The sequence below is a fragment of the Myxococcales bacterium genome, assembly GCA_016712525.1.
In the GTDB taxonomy this organism is placed as follows: Bacteria; Myxococcota_A; Polyangia; order Polyangiales; family Polyangiaceae; genus JAAFHV01.
In genome coordinates this window covers 596,817-622,942 of the sequence record JADJQX010000007.1, presented here as the reverse complement: position 1 = coordinate 622,942, position 26,126 = coordinate 596,817, and the positions used below count along the sequence as shown (strand labels likewise).

Here is a 26,126-nt window from a genome sequence, read left to right as displayed (position 1 = left end):
TCCCCGTGAAGCAACCCTAGAGAATCGTTCACCTATTCGGCCATTTTCTTGACCTCGCTTCGGCGAAACGAGTAGGGTGCGACGGGCCCGAGAAGGGGGCTCTCGCGGGAGCGATCCCACGAGACAGCGACCTCGCACGGGAGAGGAACGTTCGGAGCACCATGGCCGCGAAGACCGCCAAGACCTCGACGAAGAAGCGCTCGATTAGCCCCCCGCCCGAGGTGCCCAAGCCTCTCACGCTGGAGGAGCGCGCCCAGAAGCTCGACGAGCGGCTGCAGGCGGCCGACCCCGACTTTCAGCGCCAGTACCACGAGGCGCTCGACATGTCGTGGATCTACCACGACAGCGCGCTCGAGGGCACGGTCTACACCCAAGAGGAGCTCCGTATGGCGCTCGACCCGAACGCGGTGGTCGTGCCCGAGTCGAGCCTCCAACCCATCTGCGACGAGATCCGCCGGCACCGCGAGGCGCTCGAGTTCGTCCGCGACTTCGCCCTTCGCAAGCGCCTCCCTGTCACGCTCGATGTCGTCAAGAAGATTTACCTCATCTTCCACCCCGAAGAGGGGGACATCAAGACGGTCAAGTACCGCAAAGACATTCCCCAGCACCGGCTCTACTTCCACGAGTACGCGGCGCCCGACAAAATCCCGGCGAAGGTGCGACAGGTCGTCGACTGGCTCAACGATCCGGAGACCCGGAAGGCTCGCTCCGCCCTCCGCATCGCCTCGCGCGCTCACTACGACCTCTTGCGCGTCTTCCCGTTCACGACCGACAGCGGCAAGGTCGCGCGCCTGCTCATGAACATGCTCCTCCTGCGCGCCGGGCTCCCGCCATCGATCGTCCACTCGACCGAGCGCCAGCGCTACTACGAGGCGCTGAAGGGCTCGAGCGCGATGATGAACCAGATCGTCGTCGAGGCGATGGAGAACAACCTCGCGTCCGTCGAGAAGCTGCTCGACGGCTACGAGTCGCGGCGCGGCGCGCGTTAGCCCCGACGCCCCACGAGGGAATTCCCCGAGAACTTTGAATCGCGTCCCTGCCTTTTGCTAGGGTGGCACGCGGAGGTCAATCGGTCCGCGATGGCAAGCGCGCTCGACGCGTCGGTGACACTGGAAGACGTATTCGCCGTCGTCGCGGCGAAGCGGGTGCCGTTGGCCCCCGAGCTCGCCGGCTACCTCGTCCTCGAGATCGTCGACGGCGCCGACGCCGCGGGTGGGGCGATCGACCCGAGGTCCGTCTTCATCAGCGACGAAGGCACCGTGGCCCTCGTGCGGCCGAAGCGCGACGACGCGACCGCAGAGGACGCCGAGACCTCGGCGCGTGCGCTGCTCGTGCGGCTCCTCGAGGCGAGCGGATCGCAGACGCCGGCGCTCGCGGCGACCGGACGGCGAAAGTCGGGAGCGGGCCTCCGCGGCCTCGCGACCGAGGTCGAGTCCGCGCTCATTCCGGTGAACCGAGCGGCCGGGCGGAGGGCCCTCGCCCGCCTCGCACGCGAGGTCAAGCGTGTCACCCAAGGTGTGGGGAGGAACGCGGCCCCGGCACCTCGGCGCGAGGAGCCGAAACCCCCGGCGCCCGCGGAGCGTGACGAGGCCTTCGACGACGAGGCCCGGACGCGCGCGAAGGTGCCCGGCGCAGACGTCCCGAAGAGCCCGCGGGTCGCTCCGCCCGTGGTTCGGCGTGCATCGGGGAGCCTCCCGAAGCCCACCCCGCCCAAGGCCCCCGCGCCCGAGCCCGAGCCCGACGAAGCCGCCGAGGCCGCGCCGCTCGAGGTCGCCTCCGAGGCGCCTCCCCCCGCCGCGCGAGGGATGCTCCCGAAGGTGCAACCTCCGAAGCCCCGCGTGCTCACCCCTCCGCCGCCCAAGGCGGAAGGCGCGCCCGAGGCGGGTGGCGAGTCGCTCTTCGCAGGAGACGAGGTCGACAACCTGCTCGCGACGTTCGAGGTCTCGAACGTCAAAGACGACAAGGCCGTGTCGAGGGACCTGAAGGCGATGGCAGGCCTCGACCCCACGCCGCCGCCCCCCGAAGCGAAAGACCTCGCCAAGCTCGTCGAGAGCGTCGTCGGGAAGCCGGCGACCGAGGCGGGGAGCGAGCCTTTGCTCGGGGTCGACCCGATCGCCATGCCCCCCGCCGAGGCGCGCCCGCGCAGCCTCGCCGACGCGCTCGAGCCCGAGCCCGCAGATGGCGGAGTCGACGAGCTCTTGGGCCTCGCTGACGACGAAGGCGCGCGCGAACGCGAACCTGACGAGGGCCCGACCAGCAAGCTCCCAGACAAACCCAAAGAAGCGAAGCCCGAGCCCGCGCCGAAGCGCCTCCCCGCGGTCACCCGCGCGGCCGATCCTCCAAGGCCGGCGGTGGCGCCCGCGAAGGCGGGGAGCCCGGCCGCGACGGCCGCTCCCGAGGCCGCTCGTCCCACCGGGCCCCTCGGCGCAGCGCCCGCGTTCGAGCCCCCCCGCGCGCCCCGGACCACGCTCGCCCTCGGGGCCATGGCGCTCGTCGCCCTCGCCGCCGGCGCCGCGGCCGTCTACAAGTTCTTCCCCGAGTTTTTCTCAGGCAAGAGCCATACACAACCCGTCACGTCGGCATCGGCCCAGCCAAGCGCTCAGCCCGCCGCACCCAAGTGCAAGGCCACGGTCGTCGCGGCCGACGTGCCCACGGGGGCCGAGGTGCTGTGGCGCGTCGGGCAGGCCCCGGCAGACGTCGAGCGCATGCCCGTCGGCCGCCTCGAGTTCGTCGCGACCGCCGAGGGGTTCGCCCCCAAACGCGCGGTCGTCCCGGCAGGAGCCTCCTGGGACACGGGGCCCGACGGGAAACCCCGGTTCGAGCTCGCCGTGCAGCTCGATCCCGCCAAGAAGGCCGGTGTCGTCGATCCTTGGCCGCCCGGCGAGCCCGGGTCCCAGGTCGGCGGGAACGGCGCACCGGGGACGGTCCACATCGTGACGACCCCGCGCGGCGCCGAGGTGTGGCTGCTCGTCGGCCTCGGCCCCGAAGCCCGCGTGGAGCGCCTCAAGTGCGACGCCGACGTCGACGTCCTCGTGGCGGGGCCCGGGCCCTTCCGAAAGCGTCTGCACGCGAAGGCCGACGACATCGCGAAGGCTCCACTCGACGAGAACCAGACCCGCGTCGTCAAGCTCTCGGCCAAATGAGCCGCCTTCGAGCGCCGCGGGCGCTGGCGCGAGAACGGCGGGCCTGATCCTCGATCGAGATCGCTGATTTCGGGCCGCGCGCTGCTCTAGTCTGGGCCGCATGCCCTTCCACCGATCGTTCGTCGCCGCGTGCACGCTCACCATCTCGCTCGCGAGCCTCGTCGCGTGCGGCGGCGCCCCGCCTCCCGCCGAGGTCCCCTCTCCGCGCCCGATCGACGACGCGACGGGCACCGCTGTCGCGGAGAAAAAGGAGGCTCCGTCGCCGAGCCTCCCGTGCTCCGGCGCTGCGGCGTGCGCCGAAGAGGGCAAGGCCCGGCTCGCCAAGGGCGACGCCGCGGGCGCCCGTGAGAGCCTCGGACGCGCCTGCCACGCGGGGGACGTACGCGCCTGCACCGACGCCGGTCTCCTCTACCTCGACGCGCCACGGGACCTTGGCCGCGCCTCGGCGATGCTCGTGCACGCCTGCAGCGAAGGCAAAGGGGACACGGACGGTTGCGCGCTCCTCGCCGGCCTCGAGAGCACCGAGAGCGAGACCCCTGCCGACGAGCGCCTTCGTGTGGCCGAGGCCGGGTGCAAACCGGGCGCGGACGACGCACGCCGTAAAAAGGCGCGGGCCGAGGCGTGCGCCATCGCTGGGGCGGCCTACGAGAAGAGCGTGGGCGCCACCTCCGACCTCACCCCGGCCGCGCGAGCCTACACCTCGGGGTGCGAGCTCGGCAGCGACGCCGCGTGCCGCGGAAAGAGCGCCGTCGAGGCGAAGCTCGAGGCGGAGCGCCGCGCGCGGGCCGAGAAGGACGCCCTCCTCCCCGGCGCCAACCTCAACGCGAAGAGCGTGACCGGAAACGGCTTCACCCTCGACGAGCTCGCCTGCAAGACCGAAGGGCTCGGAGGCTTCCTCGGCGCCACGCTCGGTGTCGCGGCCGCTTTCGCGCCAAAAAAAGCACGAATCGAGGGGTGCGCGACCAAGAAGACCGAGGTCGTCGTGCGCTGGACGGCCCGAGGAGGCGCCATGTCCGAGGTGAAGGCCTCCGGCGCCACCCCGCCCGTGCACGTGTGCGTCGAGCGCGCCCTCGCCGGGACCAAGGTGCCCGCGGGCACGTGCGCAGCGCGCTTCACCATCAAGCGCTGACGGATCCCATTGACGGAACATCGAGCCTCCTCGATCCTTCGTCTCCGAGGTTCATCCAATGCACGACCAGCAGCTTGCCATCGTCAAAGGGCTCATTCCGATCGCGTGGGCGGACGGGGATTTCGGTGAGAAAGAGCGCGAGGCCATCACGGGCATTCTCGCGGCCTACGGCGCGAGCGACGCCGAGAAGGCCGAGGTGCTCGAGTATGCGAAAGAGCAGCGCACGCTCGACGACATCGACCTCCAAGAGCTCTCGGCGACCGACCGCCGCGTGCTCCTCCAGACGGCCGTCGTCATCAGCTTCGTCGACGGCGAACAGAGCGTCACCGAGTCGACCATGCTCCACGACCTCGCCGTGCGGCTCCGCATCCCGGACGCCGAGGCGAAAGACTGCATGGAGCAGGCCGCCGAGCGCGCCAAACACCACCTCGGCCTCCTGAAGTAGCGGGACTCGAGGGGAGCGCCGCGCCTCGAGCGAGGTACGCGCGCTCCCCGTCGCCCGTGCGCTCGCGCCGCGAGGTCAGGGCTTCGGGCGGATCGACTCGAGCTCTTTCACGAGGGCCGTCGGGGAAACGGGGACGCCGTAGTACCCCGTCGCGCCCGCTTCGAGCGCACGCGCCCGCACGTCCTCGTCCGCGCTCGGGCCGATGACGATGACCGGGAGGCGAGCCGACCGCCCCTTCAGCATGCGACATACCTCGACGCCGTCGTGCGCCCCCACGACGTCCACGGCGACGACCACGGCATCGGGCTCGGACTCGGCGCAGACCTCCAGCACCCGGGCTCCGCTCGTCTCCGTGACGACCTCGATGCCGCGGGCCGTGAGCAGCGCCTCGAGGACGCTCGAGACCGAGTCGGAGGGGACGGCGAGCAAGATGCGCATCGTCCCTTCACGCTAGTTCGTGGCCGCTCGGATCGCGAGCAAAGAAAACGCGCGCCGCCTCACCGGCTGAAGATCGCGGAGACCCGAAGACCGCTCGGCGCGTCTCCAAATTCCATTGGAATTTGAAGAACTTGCGCAATTTCGACGCACGCGTGGAGGGGCACGGCCGAGGCCCTTCCGTAGGCGCTCGCGTCGACCTCGAGGCGGACGAAGGGGCCACGCATCGCCGCAGGGAGGGACGCCCCCTCGTCGGACACCGAGAGGCGAACGACGCCCGGGAGCGCCTCGACCGTCACCGTCACGACGCCGTCCTTGGGGCTTGCCGCGATCGCCTGGCTGACGAGCTCGCGGACGAGCACGGCCGTCGCTTTCGGGCGAAGGCGCGCCGCGGCGTCGTCGGGGACGACACGCTCGACGCGGACCCCGTGCCGCTCGGCTCGGCCCTCGAGCTGCGCGACCACCTGCCGAACGACGTCGACGAGGTCGACCGTCTGCGGGAGCTCGTCGACCGAGACGTCCCGCGTGGCGGCCAGCGTCGCCGCGAGGTCGTGCGCGGCCGAGAGACGACGACGCAGAGGCTCGAGACGCTCGTCTGCCACGTGCTCTCGGAGCGCCGCGAGGTCGGGGCCGATCGGAGCGAGGATGGCCCGGAGCTCCGCGCCGACGCCGGCGGCGAGCCGAAGCCACGCCGAGAACGAGTCGCCACCTCCGGCGGGCGGGAGGATCGAGTCGGGAGCTTCGGCGTGCTCGATGAGCTGCGCCAGCTCCCGCGCGACCGCCGCGCCCTGTTTTTTCGCCGCGTCGAGCTCCTTCGTGAGCCGCTCACGCTCGCTGCGGTCGGAGGCGTCGTCGGACCGGAGCGTAAGGATCTCGTGCCCGCCCTCGAGCTCGAGCTTGCCCCCGTAGCGGATCGCCATGCGGCTCAACCAGGCGCGCTCGGTCTCCGCCGTGGGCGAGGTGTCCGGGCCGAGGGCGATCGAGAGCCGCACCTCGTCGCCGTCCCCGCGGACGGCGATCGCCGAGCCGACTCCCCCCGCGTGGTCGAGCAACACGTGCAGCATGCGGCGAAGCTCCGACTCCTCGCCGAAGACCTCGGTGCCGCCTCCTGGCTCGATCTGAACACGCGCGTCGGGCGAGATCTCCCAGAGGAGCGCCGCCACGTCGATGCGACCACGCCGCGAGGTCGCGGACTTCTGGTGCATGTTCGAGAGCATGCGCATGACGTCGTCGAGGGCGTCGAGCGAGTCGTCGACCGTCGCCGAGTCGGTCGGCTCGGCCTCGGGGGCTTGCGTGCGGAGGACCTGTACGCCCTTGCGGAGCCGCTCCGCCGCGCCTTGCGCCTCTTGGGTGAGAAGCCAGCCGAGCTCTTGCCGTGTGAGCCTTCCTTTGGACATCGCACGTATCCTACCGTCGTCCATCGAAGAGCGTTTCCAAACTTTCTACCGCGCACCACATTTCGGGCCTCCACGCGGCTCGACGGGCCAAGCTCCGGGGCTTACCGTCTCGGAATGCTCCGCGACATCAACGCCACCCATGTCTCGTTCGACCCTTCCGCCGAGCTCACGATCGTACGGACGGGCACCGGCGACGGCCCCTTCGTGCGGCGCACGGCGACGCTGCTCCTCGATGCGGCCGGAACACTCGCCGGAGTCGACCTGCGGGGCCCCGGAGGGGACGGCTGGGTCGTCATGCTCGGCCCCCACGAGGACGTCGCCAGCACCGAGGGCGGCCACTCGGTCGACGTCGCGAGCGACGAGACCGGCAAGCCGAGCCTGCTGCGGGTGCCCGGAGCGAGGCCACGCGGCGCCGAAATGAGCATCCTCTGACCCGAACGCGCGCTCGCGCCGTCGGCTCAGCGCGGCCGCACGATGAGCACGTCGTCGGTCGGGAGAGAGCGCGGGAGCTTCAATCGCGGAAGGCGCCGGAACGCCTTCGGATCGTGGACCACCCCCCTGGCGATGGCCATCGCCAAGGTCTCCGAGCTGGCCGTGTACGCCCTCTCCACGGTCTCGTGCCCAAGGAACGCGCTGAGTGTCAGGCCGGCGCCTTTTGTGGGTGAAGGTACGAACACCTCGCCTCGGAGGATCGCCGGATCGGGCTCGACGATCCGCGCGCCGGCGCCGAGCAGGTCGGCGAGCGCGCCCGAGCTAGCGGCGACGTCGAGCACCTGGCGCGACGGCGGCACGAAGACGAGGTCGAGGCCGCGCGGCACACGCTTCCCGCGGACGAGGGCGGCGACCACGAGCACGTCGCGGTAGTGCATTCCGTCGCCCCCGAGCAGCACCTGCGCGACCTTCTCGCCCGCGAGCTTCCCGACGGGAGTCGCCCCGCTCGGGGTGCCGAGGGACGCCCCGACGGTGCCGAGGTCGAGCACCAGCGTGGCGTCGTGCGGGGCCTCGGCCTCTTCCGGGAGCACGCGGTGGGCCTTCGAGCGACGTTCGTCGCGGAGGAAGTCCTCGACCCTCTCGTCGACCGGGAAAACGACGCCGAGGGCGCCGACGAGCTTCGCCGCCGCGGCGATTTGCGCCCGTTCGTGCACCGAGAGGACGCGGAGGGACGGCCCGCCGACCTCGACGACGACCGGTCGGCCGCTCGTTTCCCCGAGCCCCAGGACGGAGCTTCGGCGGTCGACGAGCGCATAGGCGACGTCGGTCGCGCCGACGAACGGGCGGAGCTTTCCTTCCAGGGAGACACGGAGCGTGGCGATCTCGGGGAGCCCGACCCGCCCCTCGGCGAGCACCTCCGCGAGGGCAGCGACCGCCTCCACGTGCACCACGAGCATGCCCGAAGCGCCGACCGCCGCGAGGCGAGGGTCGTCCGTCACGAGCACCCGGCCCGGGCTCGCGAAACGCTCGAGATGCACCGTCGCGGCGGTGCCCGCGCCCGGCCGCGCGACGACCACACCACGCGCGACGAGGGCGTCGACGTCGACCACGGACCGCGGCGTCGCCGGGACGTAGGCGACCACGAGCTCCGGGACGAGCGGGCGATCCCTTATCGCCTCGAGGACCGCCGCGAGGCGGCCCATGTCCGTGATGGCGACGTGGTCGACGCGCACCGCTCCGGACGGTGCGCGGTGGGCGTCGACGATGCGCCGTGGAATCGAACGAAGGGGGTCGCCTTCCCGTGCACGCATGCGAGCTCCTCGCGAGAATCGGTGGGCACGCCCACCCGGAGGCGCGCCCGTGGGGCATAGGGCCCCGCGACACGTGCCGGCCCGGGCTCCCTCGACCGTAAACGCACCTTCCGGAAGGGGTCAATCGGCGAACCGTTCCCCCTCCCGACGCGTCGGGATGTTGACGCGGCCCGCGCGGCCCCGTAGCGTCGTCCTCATGTTCCAGGCGCAGCTGAAAGAGCTGGTCGAGAAGACCGACGGCGGTATCGCAGGGCTCGTGATGGACTCGAGCGGGATCGCGCTCGACGCCTACGCGAAAGACGGCGCCGCGTTCGACATCACCACCATCGGGATCGAGTTCAGCGTGGTGGTCGGCGGAATTCGCCGCGCTTCCTCCATGCTCGAGGCGGGCGCGGCCCAAGAGATCGCGGTCGGCAGCGAGAAGCTCGTCACCGTGATTCGAACGCTCGGAGAGCAGTACTTCCTCGCGCTCGCCATGGTCCCCGAGGGGAACATCGGGAAGGGGCGCTTCAACCTGCGCCTCGCCGCGCCGAAGATCCTCGCCGAGCTCGCATGAGCGAAGCCGCGGGAGAAGGCCCCCCTTCCCTCACGATCGCGTGTTTTTCGGGCCCGAACCTGCAGCTCCTCGGCACGCGTGAGCCCGAGGTCTACGGAAAGCTCACCCTCGCCGAGATCCACGAGCGCCTCGTCGCGCGGGGTCGGGAGCTCGGCGTGCACGTCGACGCGCGGCAGACGAACCACGAAGGCACCCTCTGCGATTGGATCGCCGAGCTTCCCGGTCGCGCCGACGGCTTGCTCATGAACGCCGGGGCATACACGCACACGTCGATCGCGCTCCTCGATGCGCTCCGCGCGACGCGAATCCCGTGTGTCGAGGTCCACCTGTCGAACCCCGAGGCTCGTGAGCCGTTCCGCAAGACGTCGTACATGGCGGCCGCCTGCGTCGGGAAAATCGCCGGTTTCGGTGCCGACAGCTACCTGCTCGCGCTCGAGGCCCTCGCGCGGCGTCTCCGCTCGACGTGAGACCTGCGTAGCGAAATTCGCAGAGTCCCACGGTCGACGCGCGCGAACGAAGGGCTCTCCGCCGTTGCCGAACGCCACCAAGCGATACTAGTGTCCCCGCTGCCGCGAGATCGCGGCGCGGAGGAATATGGCGGTCGAACTCGAAGAGCTTCGTGCTCTCCTCAAAGTGCTCTCGGATGCCGACGTGGCGGAGTTCGAGCACGAATCCGAAGGCGTGCGCGTCTTCATCAAACGCGGAACGGTAGTCGCCCCGGCGCAGCTCGCCGTGGCCCACGCGGCCCCGGCCGTCCCCTCGGCCCGTGGCTCGCAGGTCCACGTGGACAAGGCTCCCGTCGACGACGGCACGACCATCGACGTGACGAGCCCGTTCGTCGGGACCTTCTACCGCGCGCCGAGCCCCGAGACGCCCGCGTTCGTCGAGGTCGGCTCGCAGGTGAAGCCGGGCCAGACGCTCTGCATCGTCGAGGCCATGAAGCTGATGAACGAGATCGAGGCCGAGCTCGCGGGCACGATCGTCGAGATCTACGCGCAGAACGGCAAAGCGGTCGAGTTCGGCCAGAAGCTCTTCCGGCTCAAAAAGGCCTGATTTTCCCCATGTTCAAGAAGATCCTCATCGCCAACCGCGGAGAGATCGCGCTGCGCATCCTGCGCGCTTGCCGCGAGCTCGGCATCAAGACGGTCGCGGTCCACTCCGAGGCCGACGCACGCGCGCTCCACGTCCGGTTCGCCGACGAGGCCGTGTGCATCGGCCCCGCACCGGCGGCGCGGAGCTACTTGCACATTCCAGCCATCATCTCGGCGGCCGAAATCACGGGCGCCGACGCCGTGCACCCCGGGTACGGCTTCCTCTCGGAGAACGCCGAGTTCGCCCGTCTCCTCGGGAAGTGCGGCGTCACCTTCATCGGACCGACGCCCGAGGCCATGCGCGCCTGGGGCGACAAGGTCACGGCCCGCGAGAACGCGAAGCGGTTCGGGCTGCCCCTCCTCCCGGGGAGCACCGTGCTCAAGAGCGAGGCTCACGCGCTCGAAGAGGCTCGCCGCATCGGCCTGCCCGTGATCATGAAGGCCTCCGGCGGCGGCGGCGGGCGCGGCATGCGCATCGTCCGCACCGAGGAAGAGGTCGGGCCGAGCTTCGTGCAAGCCTCGCGCGAGGCCGAGGCCGGCTTCAAGAACCCCGACGTCTACATGGAGAAGTTCGTCGAGCGGCCGAAGCACATCGAGTTCCAAGTCATCGCCGATCAGCACGGCGGTGTGTGGACGCTCGGCGAGCGCGAGTGCTCGCTCCAGCGCCGGCACCAGAAGGTCATCGAAGAGGCCCCGAGCCCCGTGATGACCGCCGAGCTCCGCCAAGAGATCGGCGAGGTCATTCGCAAGGCGGTCCTCGAGACGGGCTACACCTCGCTCGGCACGCTCGAGTTCATCATGGATGAAGACAAGAAGCTTTACTTCTTGGAGATGAACACACGCGTGCAGGTCGAGCACCCGGTCACCGAGCTCGTGACGGGCCTCGATCTCGTCCAGATGCAGATCCGTGTGGCGGCGGGAGAGAAGCTCGAGCTGCCCGACACCCGCCCGTGGAGCTTCCGCGGGCACGCGATCGAGTGCCGCGTGAACGCCGAGGACCCCAAGTCGTTCGCGCCGTGGCCCGGGCTCATCACCGAGTACTTCCCTCCGGGCGGCGCCGGCGTGCGGGTCGACTCGGGGGTCTACGGCGGCTTTCGGGTCCCTTCCGACTACGACTCGCTCATCGCGAAGATCATCGTGCACGCCGGGTCGCGAGCCGAGGCCATCACGCGGATGAAGCGCGCGCTCGACGAGTTCATCGTCGGAGGAATCCGAACGAACATTCCGCTTCACCAGAAGCTCCTCCGGGACGCCGAGGTCCTCGACGGCACCATGAGCACACGGACGGTCGAACGGGTCGTCGGCCAAAGCGATGCGTAACCGCACGTTATTCAAGACGAAAACGTCATTTCGCGGAGTCGGCCTCGCGGCGGTCGCCGCCCTGCTCGTCGGGGCGGGCTCGAGCGTGACCGCGTGCGAGACGGGCACCTCCGCCGACCAGGCCGTCGTGACCAGCCTCACCGTGCGCGCCGCCGACGTCACCAGGAGCATCGGGTGCGGGCGACGCCCCGGTGAGGTGTACAAGTACGTCGCCGTCGGCCGCCCCGTGACCGAAAACGGCCTCGGGAACGCCGAGATCGGCGGGCTCTTCGACTGCTTCGCCGACGCCACGTTCGTCTCGCCCCCGCTGCGGTCGCTCACGACGTACGAGGTCACGGTGACGCTCTTCGACCTCCGCGGGTACGAGGCTCAGGCCGCCGCCATCGACGCGGCCCTCGCCAACGTCGGCGCCCTCCGCGACCTCCCCGGGAGCCTCGGCACCCTCACGTGCACCGGCACCGTGCGCGACAACGTACAGGCGTTCGCCGCCTGCAAAGACCCGAGCGGTACCGTCGTGCCCGTCGTCGACGCGTCCCTCGACGCCTCGGACGCCACCTCCGACTCCAGCCTCGACGCCTCCGACGCGACCACGGACGCCCACCTCGACGCCTCCGACGCGGCGACCGACTGATCCCCTCGAGGCGTGATTTCGGTTTCGGCTCGCCGCTCTGGCGATCGTGAGCCATCGGCCTTAGGATCTCTCGACGCATGGCGGACGAGCCCTCATCTCTCGGCATGGCCCTACCGAAGCCCGGGCCCACGCTCCGTGTGGTGCTCGTGCTGCTCGCCGCGGTCTCCGTGGTGTCGGCGATCGTCGTGCACTGGCTGCCGGGCGGTCCCAAGGGCGCCGAGCTCGTCGGGTACCTCACGTTCGACCCGACGAACCGCGCCTTCTTCCTCGAGCCGTGGCGGCTCCTCACGAGCGGCCTCCTCACGAGCCCCGAGGGGATCTCGCACACGCTCTTCACGCTGCTCGGCCTCTACTTCCTCGGAGGGGACCTCGAACGTCGCTGGGGGGGCGGGCGCTTCGTCGGGCTGCTCGTGTCCTCCGTGCTGGTGGGCAATCTGCTCGCGTTCGTCCTCGCGCAGGCCTTCCCAGGGGTCGGGCTCCTTCGGCGGACCGTGCTCTTCGGCCCGGAGGCCGCGCTCATCGCCGCCGCGATCGCCTGGGGCCGAGAGAACCCGAACGCGCAGATCCGGCTGTTCTTCTTTCTGCCCATCCGAGGGACGACGTTCATCTGGATCACGCTCGGCTTCTGCGTGCTCGGGCTCGTCTACTCGCAGAGCCAACCCGAGGGGGTGGTCGCGCCGTTCGGTGGGGCCCTCGTCGGAGCGCTCCTCGGGGGCACGCCGTCGCCGCTGCGCAAGGCCTACCTCCGCGCGAAGCTCGCGTTCCTTCGGCGCAAAGGGCCCGTGCTCACGGTCGAGTCGCTCCTCGACGAGCGCGGCACCTCGGAGCCTCGCGCCACCAAGAAGGGCAAGACGCCTTCGCTTCGTGTCGTCTACGGCGGCCTCGACGACGACCGCGAGACGAAAAAATCCCCGAAGGACAAGCGGTGGCTCAACTGAGGGGCCGAAGGGGCTCGGCCGAGACATGGTGAGCCACACGGACCGCGCCGACGACGACGCCCGACGAGAGGCGCCCCTCGGGGTGTTCGATTCGGGGCTCGGTGGCCTCACGGTGGTGCGGGCTATCCGCGCGGCGCTCCCGAACGAGAACATCGTGTACCTCGGGGACACGGCCCGTGTGCCCTACGGCACCAAGGGGCCCGACACCGTCGTGAAGTACGCGCTCGGCTGCTCGAAGGCCCTCGTCGCGCGCGACGTGAAGGCCATCGTCATCGCGTGCAACACGGTGAGCGCCGTCGCCCCGGAGCGCCTACGGATCGAGCTCGATCTCCCGATCCTGAGCGTGATCGAGCCCGGCGCCCGCGCTGCCGTCGCCGCGACCACACGCCACCGCATCGGCGTGCTCGCCACGGCCGGCACGATCGCCTCGGGAGCGTACCCGCGGGCCGTCGGCACCCTCTCGACGCGCGCCGAGACGTTCGGGCAGGCCGCGCCCCTCTTCGTCCCGCTCGCCGAAGAGGGATGGACCGAGGGCGACGTGCCGAGGCTCGCTGCCGAACGCTACCTCGCGCCCCTCGCCGCGAAGGGCGTCGACGTGGTCGTGCTCGGATGCACCCACTACCCCCTCCTCCGGCCGACGATCGAAGACGTCGCGCGGCGGCTCATCGGGCCTCACGTGGCGGTCGTCGACAGCGCCCACGCCACCGCCGAGGACACGGCGAGCTTCCTCCGTGAGCGTGGACTTGCGCGTCGAAAGGAGTCTCCGGGGACCGTGAAGCTCCTCGTGACCGACATGCCACGCTCGTTCGCCGACCAGGCCGCGCGCTTCCTCGGCGAAGACGCCCACGACGTGCACGCGATCGACCTTTAGAGCACCGTATACCCCAAAAAGAGTCATTGACACTCATAGCCTAGTTCCTATGGTCTAGGCTCATGACCATCTCCGTGCTCGCGACCGACGGCTACAAGCTCAGCATGGCCGAGGCGGGGTATCCGCTGCGCCGCGAGACGTTCTACCAGTCGCACCGCAAGGGCGGCGCGCAGCTCCTCCCCTTCGATCCGAGAGCCCTCGTGTCGCGGCTGCTGCCCGCGGCGTCGAGTGCAGATTACACATTTTTGGCCGCCCACGGGTACGACATGGGGGCGGGCTTCAAGGCGGCCGTGGCCGGGCCCGCGGCGCTCGAGATCCGGGCCCTCCCGAAGGGCGCGTGGTTCCTCCCGCGCGAGCCGTTCCTCACGGTGACCGGGCCGTCGGCGCTCGTGTCGTGGCTCGAGCCCCTGCTCCTTCAGGCGAGCTTCCGCATCCAGATCGCCACGCTCGCCCTCCAGGATCCCGAAGCGCTCGTGCGCGAGCTCGCCGTGGTGACGTGTGAGGCCGAAGCCCGCATCGTCGAGGAGACGCTCGACGCCGTGAGGGAGCTTCACCCCGAGTGCCGCGTCTCTCTCCGCCCGGAGGCTCGCCCCGAGGCGTACGCGAGCCGGGTCGCGACGCACGTCCGAGAGCTCGTCGCCATCACGGGCGATCCCGGGCGCATCTTCGAGGTCGGCCTGCGGGCCGCGACGTGCCTCGAGCAGCACCACGTGGCGCTCGCCGCCATGAAGGGCGCTGGGCTCACTCGGACGAGCAACACGCTCGGGGCCCACGAGCTCGGCATGATCCCCGTCGGGACGATGGGCCACGAGCACGTGCAAAGGTTCGGCTCCGACGAGGTCGCCTACCGGGCGATGCGGGACCGCCGCCCCACCCGCTCGAGCTTCCTGCTCGACACGTTCGACACGCTCCGCTCCGGGCTCCCCGCCGCCCTCAGGCTCATGGCCGAGGCGCCCGACGCGGGAGACAGCATCCGCTACGACTCGGGTGACAAAGAGGCGCAGTACCGCGAAGCGGTCGCGCGCGCGGCGGCCTTGGGGCTCGCTCCCGTCCACATCCTCGAGGACAGCTTCGATACGGCGCTCACCGCGCGCTTCGAGGCCGTCCGGCGCGAGCTCGGCGTGCCGGAGTCGAAGCAGTTCTACGGGTACGGGGGCTTCCTCGTGGCCGAGACGGCGGGCCGCACGCTCACACGCGACAAGGTCGCTGCGGTATACAAGCTGTCCCAGTCGGGTCCCCGCGCCGTGATGAAATTCGGGGACGAGCCTGGCGCAGGGAAAGAGAGCCTCCCGGGCGTCCCCGTCGTGGCGCGCCGTGTGCGGGGCGAGGGCGCGCTCGGCCTCGTCCTTCAGCACGGAGAGCCCGTCCCGCCCGATCACGTGCTCGGCACGGAGCTCGAAGGCCCGGCGCTCACGGCCGCGCGTGTCTCGAGCCCGACGCCGCTCGAGGTGAGCGACGCGACCCAGGCGCTCATGCGCACCCTCCGCGCCGAGCGGGAGCGCGTCGTCGCGAACGAAGGCCGCGGCGCGCCGGCATAAGCAACCGACTTACGCCGCTACCACCGGGAAGAGCCGAGTCTTTTCGACCGCGAACGGCGCAACGTCCACCTCGGCGAGCGCCGCCTCGAAGGCCGCCCGCGACGAGGCGTGCGTGAGCATGATGACGTCCGCGTTCGTGTCGCCCCGGCGAAGCTGGACAAGCTCTCGGATCGAGACGCCGGCCCGGCCGAGCGAGGTGGTGATGCGACCGAGCACTCCGGGCTCGTCCCTCACGACGAACCGCGCGTAGTGGGGGAGCACGTCCTCCCCTGCGGCGCGCACCCACGACGGCTCGGTGCGGAGCGCTGCCGTGAGCATTCCCGTGGAGCCTTCGTGGATCGCGCGGGCCACGTCGAGCACGTCGGACACGACGCTGACCGCCGTGGGCCCCTCCCCGGCCCCGCGCCCCGAGAGCACCAGCGGACCGAGGGCGTCGCCCTCGAGCAAGACCGCGTTGAGCACCCCCGACACGCTCCCGAGGAGCGCGTCCTTCGACACGAGGGCAGGCCCCACGCGGAGCGCGAGGCACGGGCCGCGCTCGGGATCGGAGAGCCCCGTGTCCTCCGCGACCGCGAGGGGTTTGACGACGAATCCGAACCTGTCGGCGCAAGCGTGATCGACCGGCTCGAGCGACCGGAGCCCTCGTGTGTCGACCTCTTCCGGCCGGACGCGGCGACCGAACGCGAGCGCCGAGAGCACGACGAGCTTGTGGGCCGCGTCGTGGCCGTCCACGTCGAGCGACGGATCGGCCTCGGCGTAGCCGAGCCGTTGGGCGTCGCGTACGACCTCGTCGAAGCCGAGCCCCTCGCGCTGCATGCGGGTGAGCACGTAGTTCGACGTCCCGTTCAGGATGCCGACGATGCGCCTCACACGATCCCCGGCGAGCGCGTCTCGGAGCGCACGAACCACGGGAACCCCTCCGCCCACGGCCCCCTCGAAGGCGACGTCGACCCGGGCTTCACGAGCGGCGCGAAAAATCTCGGGGCCGTGGTACGCGAGCAGCGCCTTGTTGGCGGTCACCACGGCCTTTTTCCGGGAGAGCGCGTCGAGGACGTGGGTCTTCGCCGGCTCCAGCCCCCCCATGAGCTCGACGACGACGTTCACGCGTGGCTCGTGCACGACCTCCGCGGGGCTCGCCGTGAGCCGCACGCTGCCGAGCTCGGACACGCGCGCCTTCGCGAGATCGCGGACCGCGACCGCCACGATCTCGACGCGGTCACCGACCCGCGCCTCGATCTCGGCCTGCCGCTGCCGAAGGAGCTTCACCACGCCGGAACCGACGGTCCCGCACCCGAGCAATCCGACCCCGATCGTCATGGCCGCACGATAGCAGAGGCGAGGCGGCGGACGGCGCGACTTCCCTTAGAGCGCGAGGACGTACCCGCGCGAGCAGCGCGCGCCGCGGACCTCGGCGTCGTCGCGCACGAACCCCTCGCGCTCGTAGAACGCGATCGCCGCCTTCATCTGCTCCGTCGTGTCCAGCACGAGCTTCTGCGCGCCCGCCGCCCGCGCGAACGCCTTGGCCTCGGCGAGCAGCGCCACGCCCACTCCGCGCCCGCGGGCCGAAGATGCAAGATACATCTTTCGGAGCTCCATGGCGCCCGGCCCGACGGGAAACACCCCGCACGTGCCGCAGAGCTCGCCCTCGAGCTCCGCCACCCAGAACGCTCCCCCGTGCTCCGCGTACGACCTTGGGAGCCCCATCACCTGCGCGTCGGTCTCGCTGCCTTCGCCGAACACGAGGCCGAACTCGGAGAGCACCTCGCGCAGCAGGGCCTCGATGCGGGGGACGTCGGCGGCGAGCGCCGGGCGGACGACGAGCGGCATGGGCCGGAACGAAAGACCGCCACCCGCGCGCGGTCAAGCCCGTCGTCGCAGACACACGAAGGCCCTCCGACCGCGAAGGTGGGAGGGCCTCGTGACGGGACGCTCGGCTCAGTTCGTGGACGGAGCCGCCGCGGTGCCCTCGGGCTTCGGGGTGGGCTTCTCTTCGAGCGCTGCGTCGAGCACCTGCTCCATCTTGCTCGCCGCGATGAACTCGAGATCGCCCTTCACCTCGACCGGGACCTCTTCGAGGTCGGGCACGTTGCGCTCGGGCAGCACGATGCGCTTGATGCCCGCGCGGTGGGCCGCGAGCACCTTCTCCTTGAGGCCACCGATCGGGAGGACCCGACCGCGCAGCGAGATCTCGCCCGTCATGGCCACGTCGTGACGAACGCGAATGCCCGTGAGGAGCGAGACGAGCGCCGTGAACATCGTCACACCCGCGCTCGGGCCATCTTTCGGCATGGCGCCCGCGGGGATGTGGATGTGGATGTCGCTCTTCTCGAGGAAGTCCTTGGAAATACCGAACTTTTCGCAGTTCGCGCGGACGTAGGAGAGGGCCGCGTGCGCGGACTCTTTCATGACGTCGCCGAGCTGCCCCGTGAGCTGGAGCTTGCCCGAGCCGTACATGCGGGTCGCCTCGATGAAGAGGATCTCGCCGCCGACGGACGTCCACGCGAGGCCGGTGCACACGCCGGTCTCCGAGGTGCGCTCGGCCACGTCGCTCGTGTAGCGCGTCGGCCCCAGGAACTCACGGATGTGGTCCTCGGTCTCGATGCGGCGGGGCGAGAGATCACCCTCGGCGACCTTGACGGCGACACCACGGATGACGCTCGCCACCTGACGCTCGAGCGTACGAACGCCGGCCTCGCGCGTGTGACCGTCGATGATGACCTCGACCGCCGAGTCTTTGATCTCGAGCAGGGCGGTGCCGTCGGTCGCGGTCTGGTTCGAGATGCCGTGCTCCTCGATCTGCTTCGGGATGAGGTGCTGGCGAGCGATGGCGAGCTTCTCGCGGCGCGTGTAGCCCGGGATTTCCAGGATTTCCATGCGGTCGCGGAGGGGCGCCGGGATCGGATCGGCGACGTTCGCCGTGGCGATGAACATCACGTTCGAGAGGTCGTAGGGGATCTCGAGGTAGTGATCGGCGAAGGTGTTGTTCTGCTCGGGGTCGAGCACCTCGAGCAGCGCCGCCGCGGGATCGCCGCGGAAGTCGTGACCGAGCTTGTCGACCTCGTCCATCATGATGACCGGGTTGATCGTCCCGACCTTCTTCATGCCCTGGATGATCTGCCCGGGGAGGGCGCCGACGTAGGTACGCCGGTGCCCGCGGATGGCCGCTTCGTCGTGCACGCCGCCGAGCGACATGCGGTGGAACTTGCGGCCGAGGGCGCGCGCGATGCTGCGCCCGAGCGACGTCTTGCCCACGCCGGGCGGCCCGAGGAGGCAGAGGATCGGGCCCTTCTTGTCCTTCTTGAGCTTGCGTACGGCGAGGTACTCCAAGATGCGCTTTTTGACCTTCTCGAGGCCGTAGTGGTCCTCGTCGAGGACCTTGCGCACCGCCGAGATCTCGAGGTTGTCGGCCGTCTGCTGGTGCCACGGCACGTCGAGGATCCAGTCGAGGTAGGTGCGGACCACCGTGTACTCGGCGGAGCCGACCTGCATGTTGCGGAGGCGCTTGATCTGCTTCTTCGCGACCTGCTCGGCCTCGGTCGGGAGGTTCGCCTTGGCGATGCGGTCCTCGAGCCCGTCGAGGTCACCCTGATCGCCGTCGTCCTCGCCGAGCTCCTCTTTGATGGCCTTGAGCTGCTGGCGGAGCACGTACTCGCGCTGGTTTTTGCCCATCTCCTCTTTGATTTGCGAGTTGATACGCTCGCGCATCTTGAGGATCTCGAGCTGGCGCGTGAGGAGCTTCAGCACCTTGCGGATGCGCTCTTTTGCGTCGAGCGTCTCGAGGAGCTGGGCCTTCTCTTCGACCGGGGCGTCGAGGTTCGCGGCGACGAGATCGGCGAGCGCGCCGGGCGCCTGGATCGAGTCGATGAGCGAGCCCGCTTCACGGGGCAGCTCGGGCATGAGCTGGATGACCTGCTTCGCGATGTCGCGCAGGCTCATGCTGAGGGCCTCGGCCTCGTCGTCCTCGGTGGTGGGCTCGTCGAGCCGCTGCACCTTGGCTTTGAGGTACGGACCGGACTGGGTCACGTCGTCGAGCCGGATGCGGACGATGCCCTGGAGGATGAGCGAGTAGTTGCCCGAGCTGTGCTTGAGGGCCTTCAAGACCCGCGCGGCGCAGCCCACGGTGTGGAGGTCGTCCGCGCCGGGATCGTCGGTCGACGGGTCTTTCTGGGCGAAGATCGCGATGACGGGCGACGGGAAATTGTCGACGTCCTCGACGAGGGCGACGGACTTCTCGCGGCCGACGTCGAACGGGGCCACGTTGCCCGGGAAGAGCACGGCGTTCCGGATCGGAAGCACCGGGAGCTCGTCACCGAACGTGATGGGCTCGTCGTCCTTGTCGCGGGGGGGCGCGGGGGCCTTTTTATCGGACATGGTAGGAACCTCTCGGGCGGGCACGGCCGCCGGATGTTTCGCCCCCACCGCCGGCCAGGCGCCGAGTCGGAGGGGCGGACGAAAGGAGCAAGGGCTCCGGATCGAAGGCCAAGGGAGCCAAGGGCTCTCGGGTCGAACTGCGAGGAAAGCGTCGCGGGCCAAGATTCCCCGAGACGACGCCATGTTCCCTTGAACCCGACGAAAAGATCAAGGGATTCGGGGCCGCCGTCTCGAGCACTGAGAGGGCAAGGTAAGCCTGATTCGGCGGGGGGAAAGGGCCCGCGGCGCGCCGTGGCCACACGGCTCAGCCGAGCGCGGGGACCTCACGCGCCGGGTCGAGCGTGTGGATCGTGAGCCCGGTGAGCACCTTCGGGAAGAAAAACGTGGACTTCTGGGGCATGACCTCGCCCGCCTCGGCCACGTCCCGCACGACGTTCGGCGGGGTCGGGTTCATCAAAAAGAGCACGTCCCCCTTGCCCCCGAGGAGCTCCGTGAACGCCTTTTCGGCATCTTGGGGGTAGTAGAGGTTCGTCTTCGCCGCCTGAGCCTCTTTGGTGATCCCGCACAGGCTCTCGAGGATGGCGCCGTGCAGAACGGCGATGTCGGTCCGCTGGAGCGCCGGGACGAGCCCTGAGAGCGCGGGGTGAGCGGCGAGGTTCGCATCGCTTCGGAGGCAGAGGAGCGCCGCGCGGCCGTCTTTGGCGCACGCGACGAACGCCGGGCCGACTTTTCCGGCGCGGTCGAGGTCGCGGAGCATCTCGCGCGTGTCTCTCGTGCCGAGCATGGTCACGTCGAAGAGGGGCCGCGCGCCCGCGAGGAGGTCGTCGAACGAGAAGCTCGGGAGCGAGTGCACGTGCCTGTGCGTGGGGAACACCACGAGGCCCGGGTCGTCCCCGTTCGAAAGGAACACCATGAAGTACCGGTGCTCGGCCCTCGCCGACGCGCCGGGGTGGGCCTCGGACACCTCGCCGGCGTAGCGCACGGCCGTCTCGTAGCGGTGATGACCGTCGGCGATGAGGAGCGCGCTCTCGGCGATCTTCGAGGTTATCGCCCGGAGGGCCTCCGGGTCGACCACCTTGGACAGGCGGTGGACGACCCCGTCGGGCGTGATCATCTCGGCGACCGGCCGCGCGAGGCCGAGGGGCCCGTCGAGCGACAGCGAAGGATCGCGGTAGAGCATGAACCCGGGGGAGAGGTTCGTGCGCGTCGCGCGAAAGAGCTTCAGGCGGTCTTCTTTCGGACCGGAGAGGGTGCGCTCGTGGGGGAGGACGATGCGCTCCGAGAACGGCGAGAGCTTCACCGCGGCGAGGAACCCCTTGCGCGTGATGCGGCGCGCCTCGCCGCCGGCGACCGCCGCGGTGAACGTCTGGTCGTAGCGGTAGTACCCGGGGACCTCGTCGCGCACGAGCACCCCACGCTCCCGCATGGAGGCGAGGGTCGTCGCGGCGTTCGCGTACTTCGTGTCCCCTTCCCCTTCGGGCAAGATGAGGCGCACGACGTTCTCGGGATCGCGGGCCGCGAGCGCCTCGCGCTCCTCGGCGGAGATGACGTCGTAAGGAGGAGCCGTCACCCTCTCGAGGGCGAAGCGGCTCAGGTCGTACCGGAGGGGAGTGAGCGGGGCAATCTCGGCCATGCGCGCGAGCCTAGAGCGCCGACGCGCTCGATGACCAAGGATTTTGGACACGTCGCGACGCGAGGCGACCGCGCATCGCCGCTTGACGGGCCCCGGCTCGGCTGTCAGAAGAAGCGCATGGTGAATCAGCGCACCCTCCACACGACCCGTTTCGGCGTCCCGTGTGGGGGCGTCGTCCGCTGAGTCACCGGTTCCCTTCGCCACCTTCGGTGCGAGCCCCTCGAGGAACCGGACGCAAATCCGGTGGCCCGAGGGGCATCGCAAGTTCGCGGAAGGAATCATGAAAAGGCACTATTTTCGACGCAAACGCAGGGTCGCTTCCGGGCGGCCCTCTCGCCCCGGCAAGCGACCTACCCCCGAACGATCCATGTTCGCCGAGCTCGTCGAGCTCGCGTGGCCGATCGCGGCCGCCATGCTGGGCGAGACGGCCTTGGGGCTCGTCGACACGAAGATCGTCGGCGGCCTCGGCCCAGCGGCGCTCGGTGGCGTCGGCATGGCCACGACGCTGATGTACCTGCTCTACGCGCTCGCGTTCGGCACCATGCGCGCCGTCAAAGTGCGGACGAGCCACGCCGTCGGCGAGGGCGCGCCGCACAAGGGCTTCGCGTACGGGCGGGCCGGTGTCGCGCTCGGCCTCGGGTTCGGCCTCCTCGTCTCGCTCGCGATGCGGGACACGGCGCCGCTCCTCCGGCTCGTCGGCGCCGATCCGAGCGTCGTCCCCTACGCGACGGAGTTCTTGCGCGCGGTCTCGTACGGCGCGCCGGCGACGTGCGCCGTGGCGGCGCTCATTCAGCACCGGCAGGCCAAAGGCGACGTACGGCTCACGATGGTCGTGGGCATCGGCGGCAACGTCGTGAACGCGACGCTCGCGTACCTGCTCGTGTACGGAAAGCTCGGTCTCCCTCGCCTCGGCGTCGCCGGAGCGGGGTACGCCACGGCCACCACCGAGGTGCTCGAGCTCGCCGTGCTGCTCACGCTCTTCGTGCTCGAAGAACGGCGATCGAAGGCGAGCGGGCTCTCGTTCCGCGAGGCCCTCTCGGAGGTGGCGTCGCTCGGCGTCCCGACCGGGGTCCAGTTCGCCGGCGAGCTCCTCGCGTTCAGCACGTTCACGGCCATCGTGGGCTCGCTCGGCGCGGGAGAGATCGCGGCGCACCAGATCGCCCTCGCGACCATCCGCGTCTCGTTCCTCCCGGGGATCGCGGTCTCCGAGGCGACGAGCGTGCTCGTCGGGCGCTCGCTCGGCGAAAAGAGGGTCGACCGCGCCGACCGCGCCACGCACGCCGGGCTCTTCACGGGCATGGCCTTCATGGCGGTCTGCGGCGTCGGTTTCGCGCTCTTCGCGGGCCCGATCGCGCGCTTTTTCACGCCCGACGCGGCCGTCTCGGCCATCGCGACGCGCCTCTTGTGGGTCGCGGCCGTGTTCCAGCTCTTCGACGCGGTGAACATCGTGCTCCGCGGAGCGCTCCGCGGCGCGAAGGACGTGAGCGGCGTCGCCGTGATCGGCATCTCGGTCACGTGGGCGTGCATCCCCACAGCCGCGTACGTGCTCGGCAAGCACATGGGCATGGGTGCGCTCGGTGGCTGGATGGGCTTCCTCGCGGAGACCTCGCTCGGCGCGGGCCTCTTTTGGCTGCGATGGAGGCGCGGGTCGTTCCGCACGCTTGCGACGCAGCCTTCGGTGGAGTCAGGCGGGCCGAAAACCTAAGAAATCCGCAATGCTACAAAAGAGCGTCGGGCACCTCACGGGAACCGTGGGGTGCCCGAGGGCATGCGCGGAGTAACGGGCGCGCTCTGTTCAGACGACGTAGTCGAGCATTTGCAGGCGCGTGACGTAGTCCTCGAGGGCGGCGTGGTACTCGTCGATGAGGACGTCGAGCTTCACGACGACGCCGTCTTTGCCGGCGCGCAGGACCTTGCCCGAGACGAGGATCTCGCGCTGCGGGAGGACGAGCACCGCCACGAGCTCACCCTTGGGAGCGAGCCTGTCCTTGGCGCCGGCGAGCTTCAGGTAGGCGTCGGAGAGGTCCACGATGCGGACCTCGCTCTTGTCGTCGAGGCGCACGTGCGCAGGCAGCGCGGGCACCGGCGAGACGCGGTAGTGGGCGCGACGGTTTTGCTCGATGTGCTCGTCGAGCATGTCGCAGACGGGCTTCGAGATGGGCGTCTCGGGGGCGCCGAGCACCACGTCCCGCAGCTTCTTCATGGCCTTCTGGGTGCGAATGACGTTCGCCCGGACCTCGTCGAGGCGGCGGCGATCACGAAGCACCTTCTCGCTCACGACGGCGAGGAGGTTCTTGTAGAACGGGAACGCGATCTCGGCGCGAGCCTCGAAGAACGTGCGCAGCTTGTTCACCTCGATCGAGAGGACCTCGACCGCCGTCTCGGCGACGGCCGTGCTGCTCCGGGGGATGCCCGTGAGCGAGCCGAGCTCTCCGATGGGCGCGACCGGGTCGAGCACGAAGCGCGTGGTCGACTCTTCGGTGAGGCGCACGCGCCCCTTCACGAGGAGGAGGAACGTCTTCGGCATGTCGCCCTCTTTGAAGAGGACGTGGCCTTTCGGGTGGGACGTTTTCGTGAGGCTCGCGAGCAGCTCTGCGAGGTGCGGTTCGGAAATGTCCGAAAACAGCGGGATTCTGCGGAGATCGTTCGGGGTCACGCTCACGGGAGGCCTCTTCTTCTCGCGAACCCTACCCCGAACTCGAGCCGAGCGGCCCGTTTTTTCGGGGAGGGGAAATTTGGGCTGCCAGCCGACGCGCAGACGCGTTCAGCGTGGGTCGCGGGCCTTCTTGGCCATGTAGGCCGCCTTCGCACGCGCCCCCTTTTTGGCGAGCGGGCCCCGGATCGCGGCCGAGAGCGCCGGGAACACGTACGCCGCGGTCGCGAGCCGCCCCGACACGGCCGGCACGGCGATCTCCTCGGCGCGGGTGTCGATGCACCGGAGGACGGCCTCGGCGACCTCGTCGGCGCTCGACATCGGCTGCGAGAAGACCAGGTCGGCCACCTCGGAGACGTCCCCGAAGAAGCCGGTATCGACCGGGCCGGGCGACACGACCCCGGAGTGCACGCCCCGCTTCGCGAGGTCGTCGGCGGAGGCCCGGGCGAACGCGCGGAGCCCTGCCTTCGAGGCCGAGTAGGTCGCCTCGCCGGGCACGGGGACCATGCCCGCGATGCTCGCCACGTGCACGACCGAGCCTCCCGACGAGAGCTCGTCGTAGGCCGCCCTCGTGAGGACGATCGGCGCCGTCAGGTTCGTGGTGACGATCTCGGCGAGCTTCGCCGGGCTGTGTTTGGCGATGCTCCCGCGGTGGTTCACGCCCGCGTTGTTCACGAGGATGTCGAGCCTGCCCATCGCCTCGCGGACCTTCCGGGGGAGCTCTTCGAGGGCCTCGAGGCGGCTCACGTCGCACGGGAACGCCATGGCCCGGTCGCGCCCGAGCCGCGCCACGGCGCGCTCCAGGTTCTCGACGGTCCGGGCGACGAGCGCCACACGCGCCCCCCGCGCGACGAGCTTCGCCGCGACCGAAAGGCCAATGCCCGAAGAGGCTCCCGTGACCAACGCGACTTTGCCCTGCATGGGCCGCGAGAGTAGCGAAGTCCTCCGGCGACGTGGCTCTCCGCGTGCAGCGGGCAAGCGCCCCGAGGGAGCCGCCCATGGGCCGATCCCCCCAAATGACTTGCGGCCTCGAGCCCCCACACGTATATGGGGGCTCGTGACCTCACTTCTCCTGCTCGTGACGATGCTCAAGCTCCTTCCTTCGCGCGGCGAGGCCGACGTGAAGGACCGACTGGCGCTCGCCGAAGCCATCCACGCCGCCACGGCCGACGCCGACGAGCAGAGCCTGCTCGTGGCCGTGGCCCTCCGCGAGTCGAGCTTCCAGACCGGCGCGCGAGGCGACCTCCGCGAGGGGAAGGCCACGAGCTTCTGCGCGTTCCAGCTCCACCTGCCGGGAGGCGCCAAGACCCGGGAGGGGTGGACCGGGGAGGAGGTCGCGGCCGACGTGACCAAGTGCACCACCGCCGCCCTCCGCAAGCTCCGGGAATCTCAGCGAATCTGCGGTGCCCTGCCACGCGAGGAGCGCCTCGCCGTGTACGCCGCCGGGCGCTGCGACTCGGAGGCGGGGAAGAGGCTCTCCCGCGACCGGGTCGGCCTGTCCAAGCACGTGCGCGCGATCGCCCTCCGCGCCAAGGAGAGCGAGGCGCCGAAGGTCGCGCTCGAGTCCCGCTGAGCGCGAGCAGCGGCGGCGAGCGCCCTGAACAGGAAGAGGACCCCTCGCGAGATTCGCGCCCCCCGAGGGCCGTCCCCTGGCATCATGCGCCCATGTTGAAAGACGAGATCTCGCGCCGCATCAAGCAGGCCATGAGAGACGGCAACACCGTCGAAAAAGAAGTGCTCCGCGTCGCCCTCGGCGACATCCAGACCGCCGAGGCCCGGGAGGGCGCCAAAGAGAGCGATGACGCCGCCATCGCCGTCGTCAAGAAGCTCTTGAAGTCCGTCACCGAGACGGCCGCTCAGACCGCGAATCCGGCCGAAAAGGCCACGCTCGAGGCCGAGATCGTGGTCCTTTCGTCGCTCCTCCCGAAGGCCCTCTCGGTGGAGGAGCTCGTCGCGAAGCTCACCCCGAAAGCCGACGCCATCAAGGCCGCTCCGAACGACGGGGCCGCGACCGGCATCGCCATGAAGGCCCTCAAGGCCGACGGCGTCGACGCCAACGGCAAGGACGTAACCGAGGCCGTGAAGAAGCTCCGCGGCTGAAGGCTCGAGCGCCCGACCGGAGCACCGCTCGGGCGTGCCCCTCCCCTGGGACGCGCGACACGCGACGCGCGCCCGAACGACGCGCGCGCACGCGACCACAAAACCGAAAAGTCCCGAGAGCCGAGCTCCCAGG

25 protein-coding genes are annotated in these 26,126 nt (G+C 70.1%); 16 read left to right on the top strand and 9 right to left on the bottom strand.

Translation table 11 applies throughout. From position 1 onward, the window contains the following. The first annotated feature begins 161 nt into the window (after window positions 1-161). The 4 genes from IPK71_19780 (at window position 162) to IPK71_19765 (ending at window position 4,717) form a co-directional block, all read left to right on the top strand. The gene (locus tag IPK71_19780) at window positions 162-989 is read left to right on the top strand and encodes a Fic family protein (protein ID MBK8215974.1); all 828 of its coding nucleotides are present in this window, start codon (window positions 162-164) and stop codon (window positions 987-989) included. A 90-nt stretch (window positions 990-1,079) separates the two neighbouring features. Then, window positions 1,080-3,143, top strand: coding sequence for a hypothetical protein (locus IPK71_19775; GenBank protein ID MBK8215973.1), 2,064 nt, complete (start codon window positions 1,080-1,082; stop codon window positions 3,141-3,143). Window positions 3,144-3,243: 100 nt separating this feature from the next. Continuing rightward, the gene (locus tag IPK71_19770; GenBank protein MBK8215972.1) at window positions 3,244-4,272 is read left to right on the top strand and encodes a hypothetical protein; all 1,029 of its coding nucleotides are present in this window, start codon (window positions 3,244-3,246) and stop codon (window positions 4,270-4,272) included. 58 nt (window positions 4,273-4,330) lie between these two features. Continuing rightward, complete coding sequence (locus tag IPK71_19765; GenBank protein MBK8215971.1) at window positions 4,331-4,717, top strand: TerB family tellurite resistance protein; 387 nt, start codon at window positions 4,331-4,333, stop codon at window positions 4,715-4,717. Between the two features lie 75 nt (window positions 4,718-4,792). Here the strand turns inward: IPK71_19765 and IPK71_19760 are convergent, their stop codons facing one another. Further along, window positions 4,793-5,155, bottom strand: coding sequence for a response regulator transcription factor (locus IPK71_19760; GenBank protein ID MBK8215970.1), 363 nt, complete (start codon window positions 5,153-5,155; stop codon window positions 4,793-4,795). A 59-nt stretch (window positions 5,156-5,214) separates the two neighbouring features. Next, complete coding sequence (locus tag IPK71_19755) at window positions 5,215-6,549, bottom strand: HAMP domain-containing histidine kinase (protein ID MBK8215969.1); 1,335 nt, start codon at window positions 6,547-6,549, stop codon at window positions 5,215-5,217. Between the two features lie 114 nt (window positions 6,550-6,663). Here IPK71_19755 and IPK71_19750 point away from each other — a divergent pair, with 114 nt between their 5' ends. Continuing rightward, window positions 6,664-6,981: a hypothetical protein gene (locus IPK71_19750; GenBank protein ID MBK8215968.1), complete on the top strand. Its 318-nt coding sequence runs from the start codon at window positions 6,664-6,666 to the stop codon at window positions 6,979-6,981. 26 nt (window positions 6,982-7,007) lie between these two features. Here IPK71_19750 and IPK71_19745 read toward each other — a convergent pair whose 3' ends face one another. Further along, window positions 7,008-8,291 (bottom strand): hypothetical protein, encoded by a 1,284-nt coding sequence (locus IPK71_19745; GenBank protein ID MBK8215967.1) that lies wholly within the window; start codon window positions 8,289-8,291, stop codon window positions 7,008-7,010. A 196-nt stretch (window positions 8,292-8,487) separates the two neighbouring features. On the opposite strand from IPK71_19745, the gene IPK71_19740 reads away from it, so the two are divergent. The 8 genes from IPK71_19740 to IPK71_19705 all read left to right on the top strand — a co-directional run bounded on the left by IPK71_19740 (window position 8,488) and on the right by IPK71_19705 (window position 15,236). Further along, on the top strand, window positions 8,488-8,847 hold the full coding sequence (locus IPK71_19740) for a hypothetical protein (protein ID MBK8215966.1): 360 nt from the start codon (window positions 8,488-8,490) through the stop codon (window positions 8,845-8,847). Then, complete coding sequence (aroQ, locus tag IPK71_19735; protein ID MBK8215965.1) at window positions 8,844-9,314, top strand: type II 3-dehydroquinate dehydratase; 471 nt, start codon at window positions 8,844-8,846, stop codon at window positions 9,312-9,314. Before IPK71_19740 ends, aroQ begins: the two co-directional genes overlap by 4 nt. A gap of 127 nt (window positions 9,315-9,441) precedes the next feature. After that, window positions 9,442-9,900, top strand: coding sequence for an acetyl-CoA carboxylase biotin carboxyl carrier protein (gene accB, locus IPK71_19730; protein MBK8215964.1), 459 nt, complete (start codon window positions 9,442-9,444; stop codon window positions 9,898-9,900). A gap of 8 nt (window positions 9,901-9,908) precedes the next feature. After that, window positions 9,909-11,258, top strand: a complete 1,350-nt coding sequence (gene accC / locus IPK71_19725) for an acetyl-CoA carboxylase biotin carboxylase subunit (GenBank protein MBK8215963.1) — start codon at window positions 9,909-9,911, stop codon at window positions 11,256-11,258. Then, complete coding sequence (locus IPK71_19720; protein ID MBK8215962.1) at window positions 11,251-11,889, top strand: hypothetical protein; 639 nt, start codon at window positions 11,251-11,253, stop codon at window positions 11,887-11,889. Before accC ends, IPK71_19720 begins: the two co-directional genes overlap by 8 nt. A gap of 77 nt (window positions 11,890-11,966) precedes the next feature. After that, window positions 11,967-12,827, top strand: coding sequence for a rhomboid family intramembrane serine protease (locus IPK71_19715; protein MBK8215961.1), 861 nt, complete (start codon window positions 11,967-11,969; stop codon window positions 12,825-12,827). A gap of 25 nt (window positions 12,828-12,852) precedes the next feature. After that, window positions 12,853-13,698: a glutamate racemase gene (locus IPK71_19710; protein ID MBK8215960.1), complete on the top strand. Its 846-nt coding sequence runs from the start codon at window positions 12,853-12,855 to the stop codon at window positions 13,696-13,698. 62 nt (window positions 13,699-13,760) lie between these two features. Continuing rightward, entirely contained in the window at window positions 13,761-15,236 is a 1,476-nt protein-coding gene (locus tag IPK71_19705; GenBank protein MBK8215959.1) for a nicotinate phosphoribosyltransferase, read from the top strand. Between the two features lie 9 nt (window positions 15,237-15,245). On the opposite strand, the gene IPK71_19700 is transcribed toward IPK71_19705, so the two are convergent. From IPK71_19700 to IPK71_19685, 4 genes are all read right to left on the bottom strand, one after another. Beyond that, on the bottom strand, window positions 15,246-16,553 hold the full coding sequence (locus IPK71_19700) for a homoserine dehydrogenase (GenBank protein MBK8215958.1): 1,308 nt from the start codon (window positions 16,551-16,553) through the stop codon (window positions 15,246-15,248). Between the two features lie 45 nt (window positions 16,554-16,598). Then, entirely contained in the window at window positions 16,599-17,063 is a 465-nt protein-coding gene (locus tag IPK71_19695; protein ID MBK8215957.1) for a GNAT family N-acetyltransferase, read from the bottom strand. A gap of 108 nt (window positions 17,064-17,171) precedes the next feature. After that, window positions 17,172-19,607 (bottom strand): endopeptidase La, encoded by a 2,436-nt coding sequence (lon, locus tag IPK71_19690; GenBank protein ID MBK8215956.1) that lies wholly within the window; start codon window positions 19,605-19,607, stop codon window positions 17,172-17,174. Between the two features lie 304 nt (window positions 19,608-19,911). After that, entirely contained in the window at window positions 19,912-21,240 is a 1,329-nt protein-coding gene (locus tag IPK71_19685; protein ID MBK8215955.1) for a DUF1015 domain-containing protein, read from the bottom strand. A 367-nt stretch (window positions 21,241-21,607) separates the two neighbouring features. Between IPK71_19685 and IPK71_19680 the strand changes: the two genes are divergently transcribed. Next, complete coding sequence (locus IPK71_19680) at window positions 21,608-22,945, top strand: MATE family efflux transporter (GenBank protein ID MBK8215954.1); 1,338 nt, start codon at window positions 21,608-21,610, stop codon at window positions 22,943-22,945. A gap of 90 nt (window positions 22,946-23,035) precedes the next feature. Here IPK71_19680 and IPK71_19675 read toward each other — a convergent pair whose 3' ends face one another. Both IPK71_19675 and IPK71_19670 read right to left on the bottom strand, forming a co-directional pair. After that, window positions 23,036-23,902, bottom strand: a complete 867-nt coding sequence (locus IPK71_19675) for a cyclic nucleotide-binding domain-containing protein (protein ID MBK8215953.1) — start codon at window positions 23,900-23,902, stop codon at window positions 23,036-23,038. Between the two features lie 102 nt (window positions 23,903-24,004). Then, window positions 24,005-24,814 (bottom strand): SDR family NAD(P)-dependent oxidoreductase, encoded by an 810-nt coding sequence (locus IPK71_19670; protein MBK8215952.1) that lies wholly within the window; start codon window positions 24,812-24,814, stop codon window positions 24,005-24,007. Between the two features lie 136 nt (window positions 24,815-24,950). Between IPK71_19670 and IPK71_19665 the strand changes: the two genes are divergently transcribed. Both IPK71_19665 and IPK71_19660 read left to right on the top strand, forming a co-directional pair. Beyond that, window positions 24,951-25,466: a hypothetical protein gene (locus tag IPK71_19665; protein ID MBK8215951.1), complete on the top strand. Its 516-nt coding sequence runs from the start codon at window positions 24,951-24,953 to the stop codon at window positions 25,464-25,466. A 92-nt stretch (window positions 25,467-25,558) separates the two neighbouring features. Beyond that, entirely contained in the window at window positions 25,559-25,993 is a 435-nt protein-coding gene (locus tag IPK71_19660; protein MBK8215950.1) for a GatB/YqeY domain-containing protein, read from the top strand. Window positions 25,994-26,126: the final 133 nt, after the last annotated feature.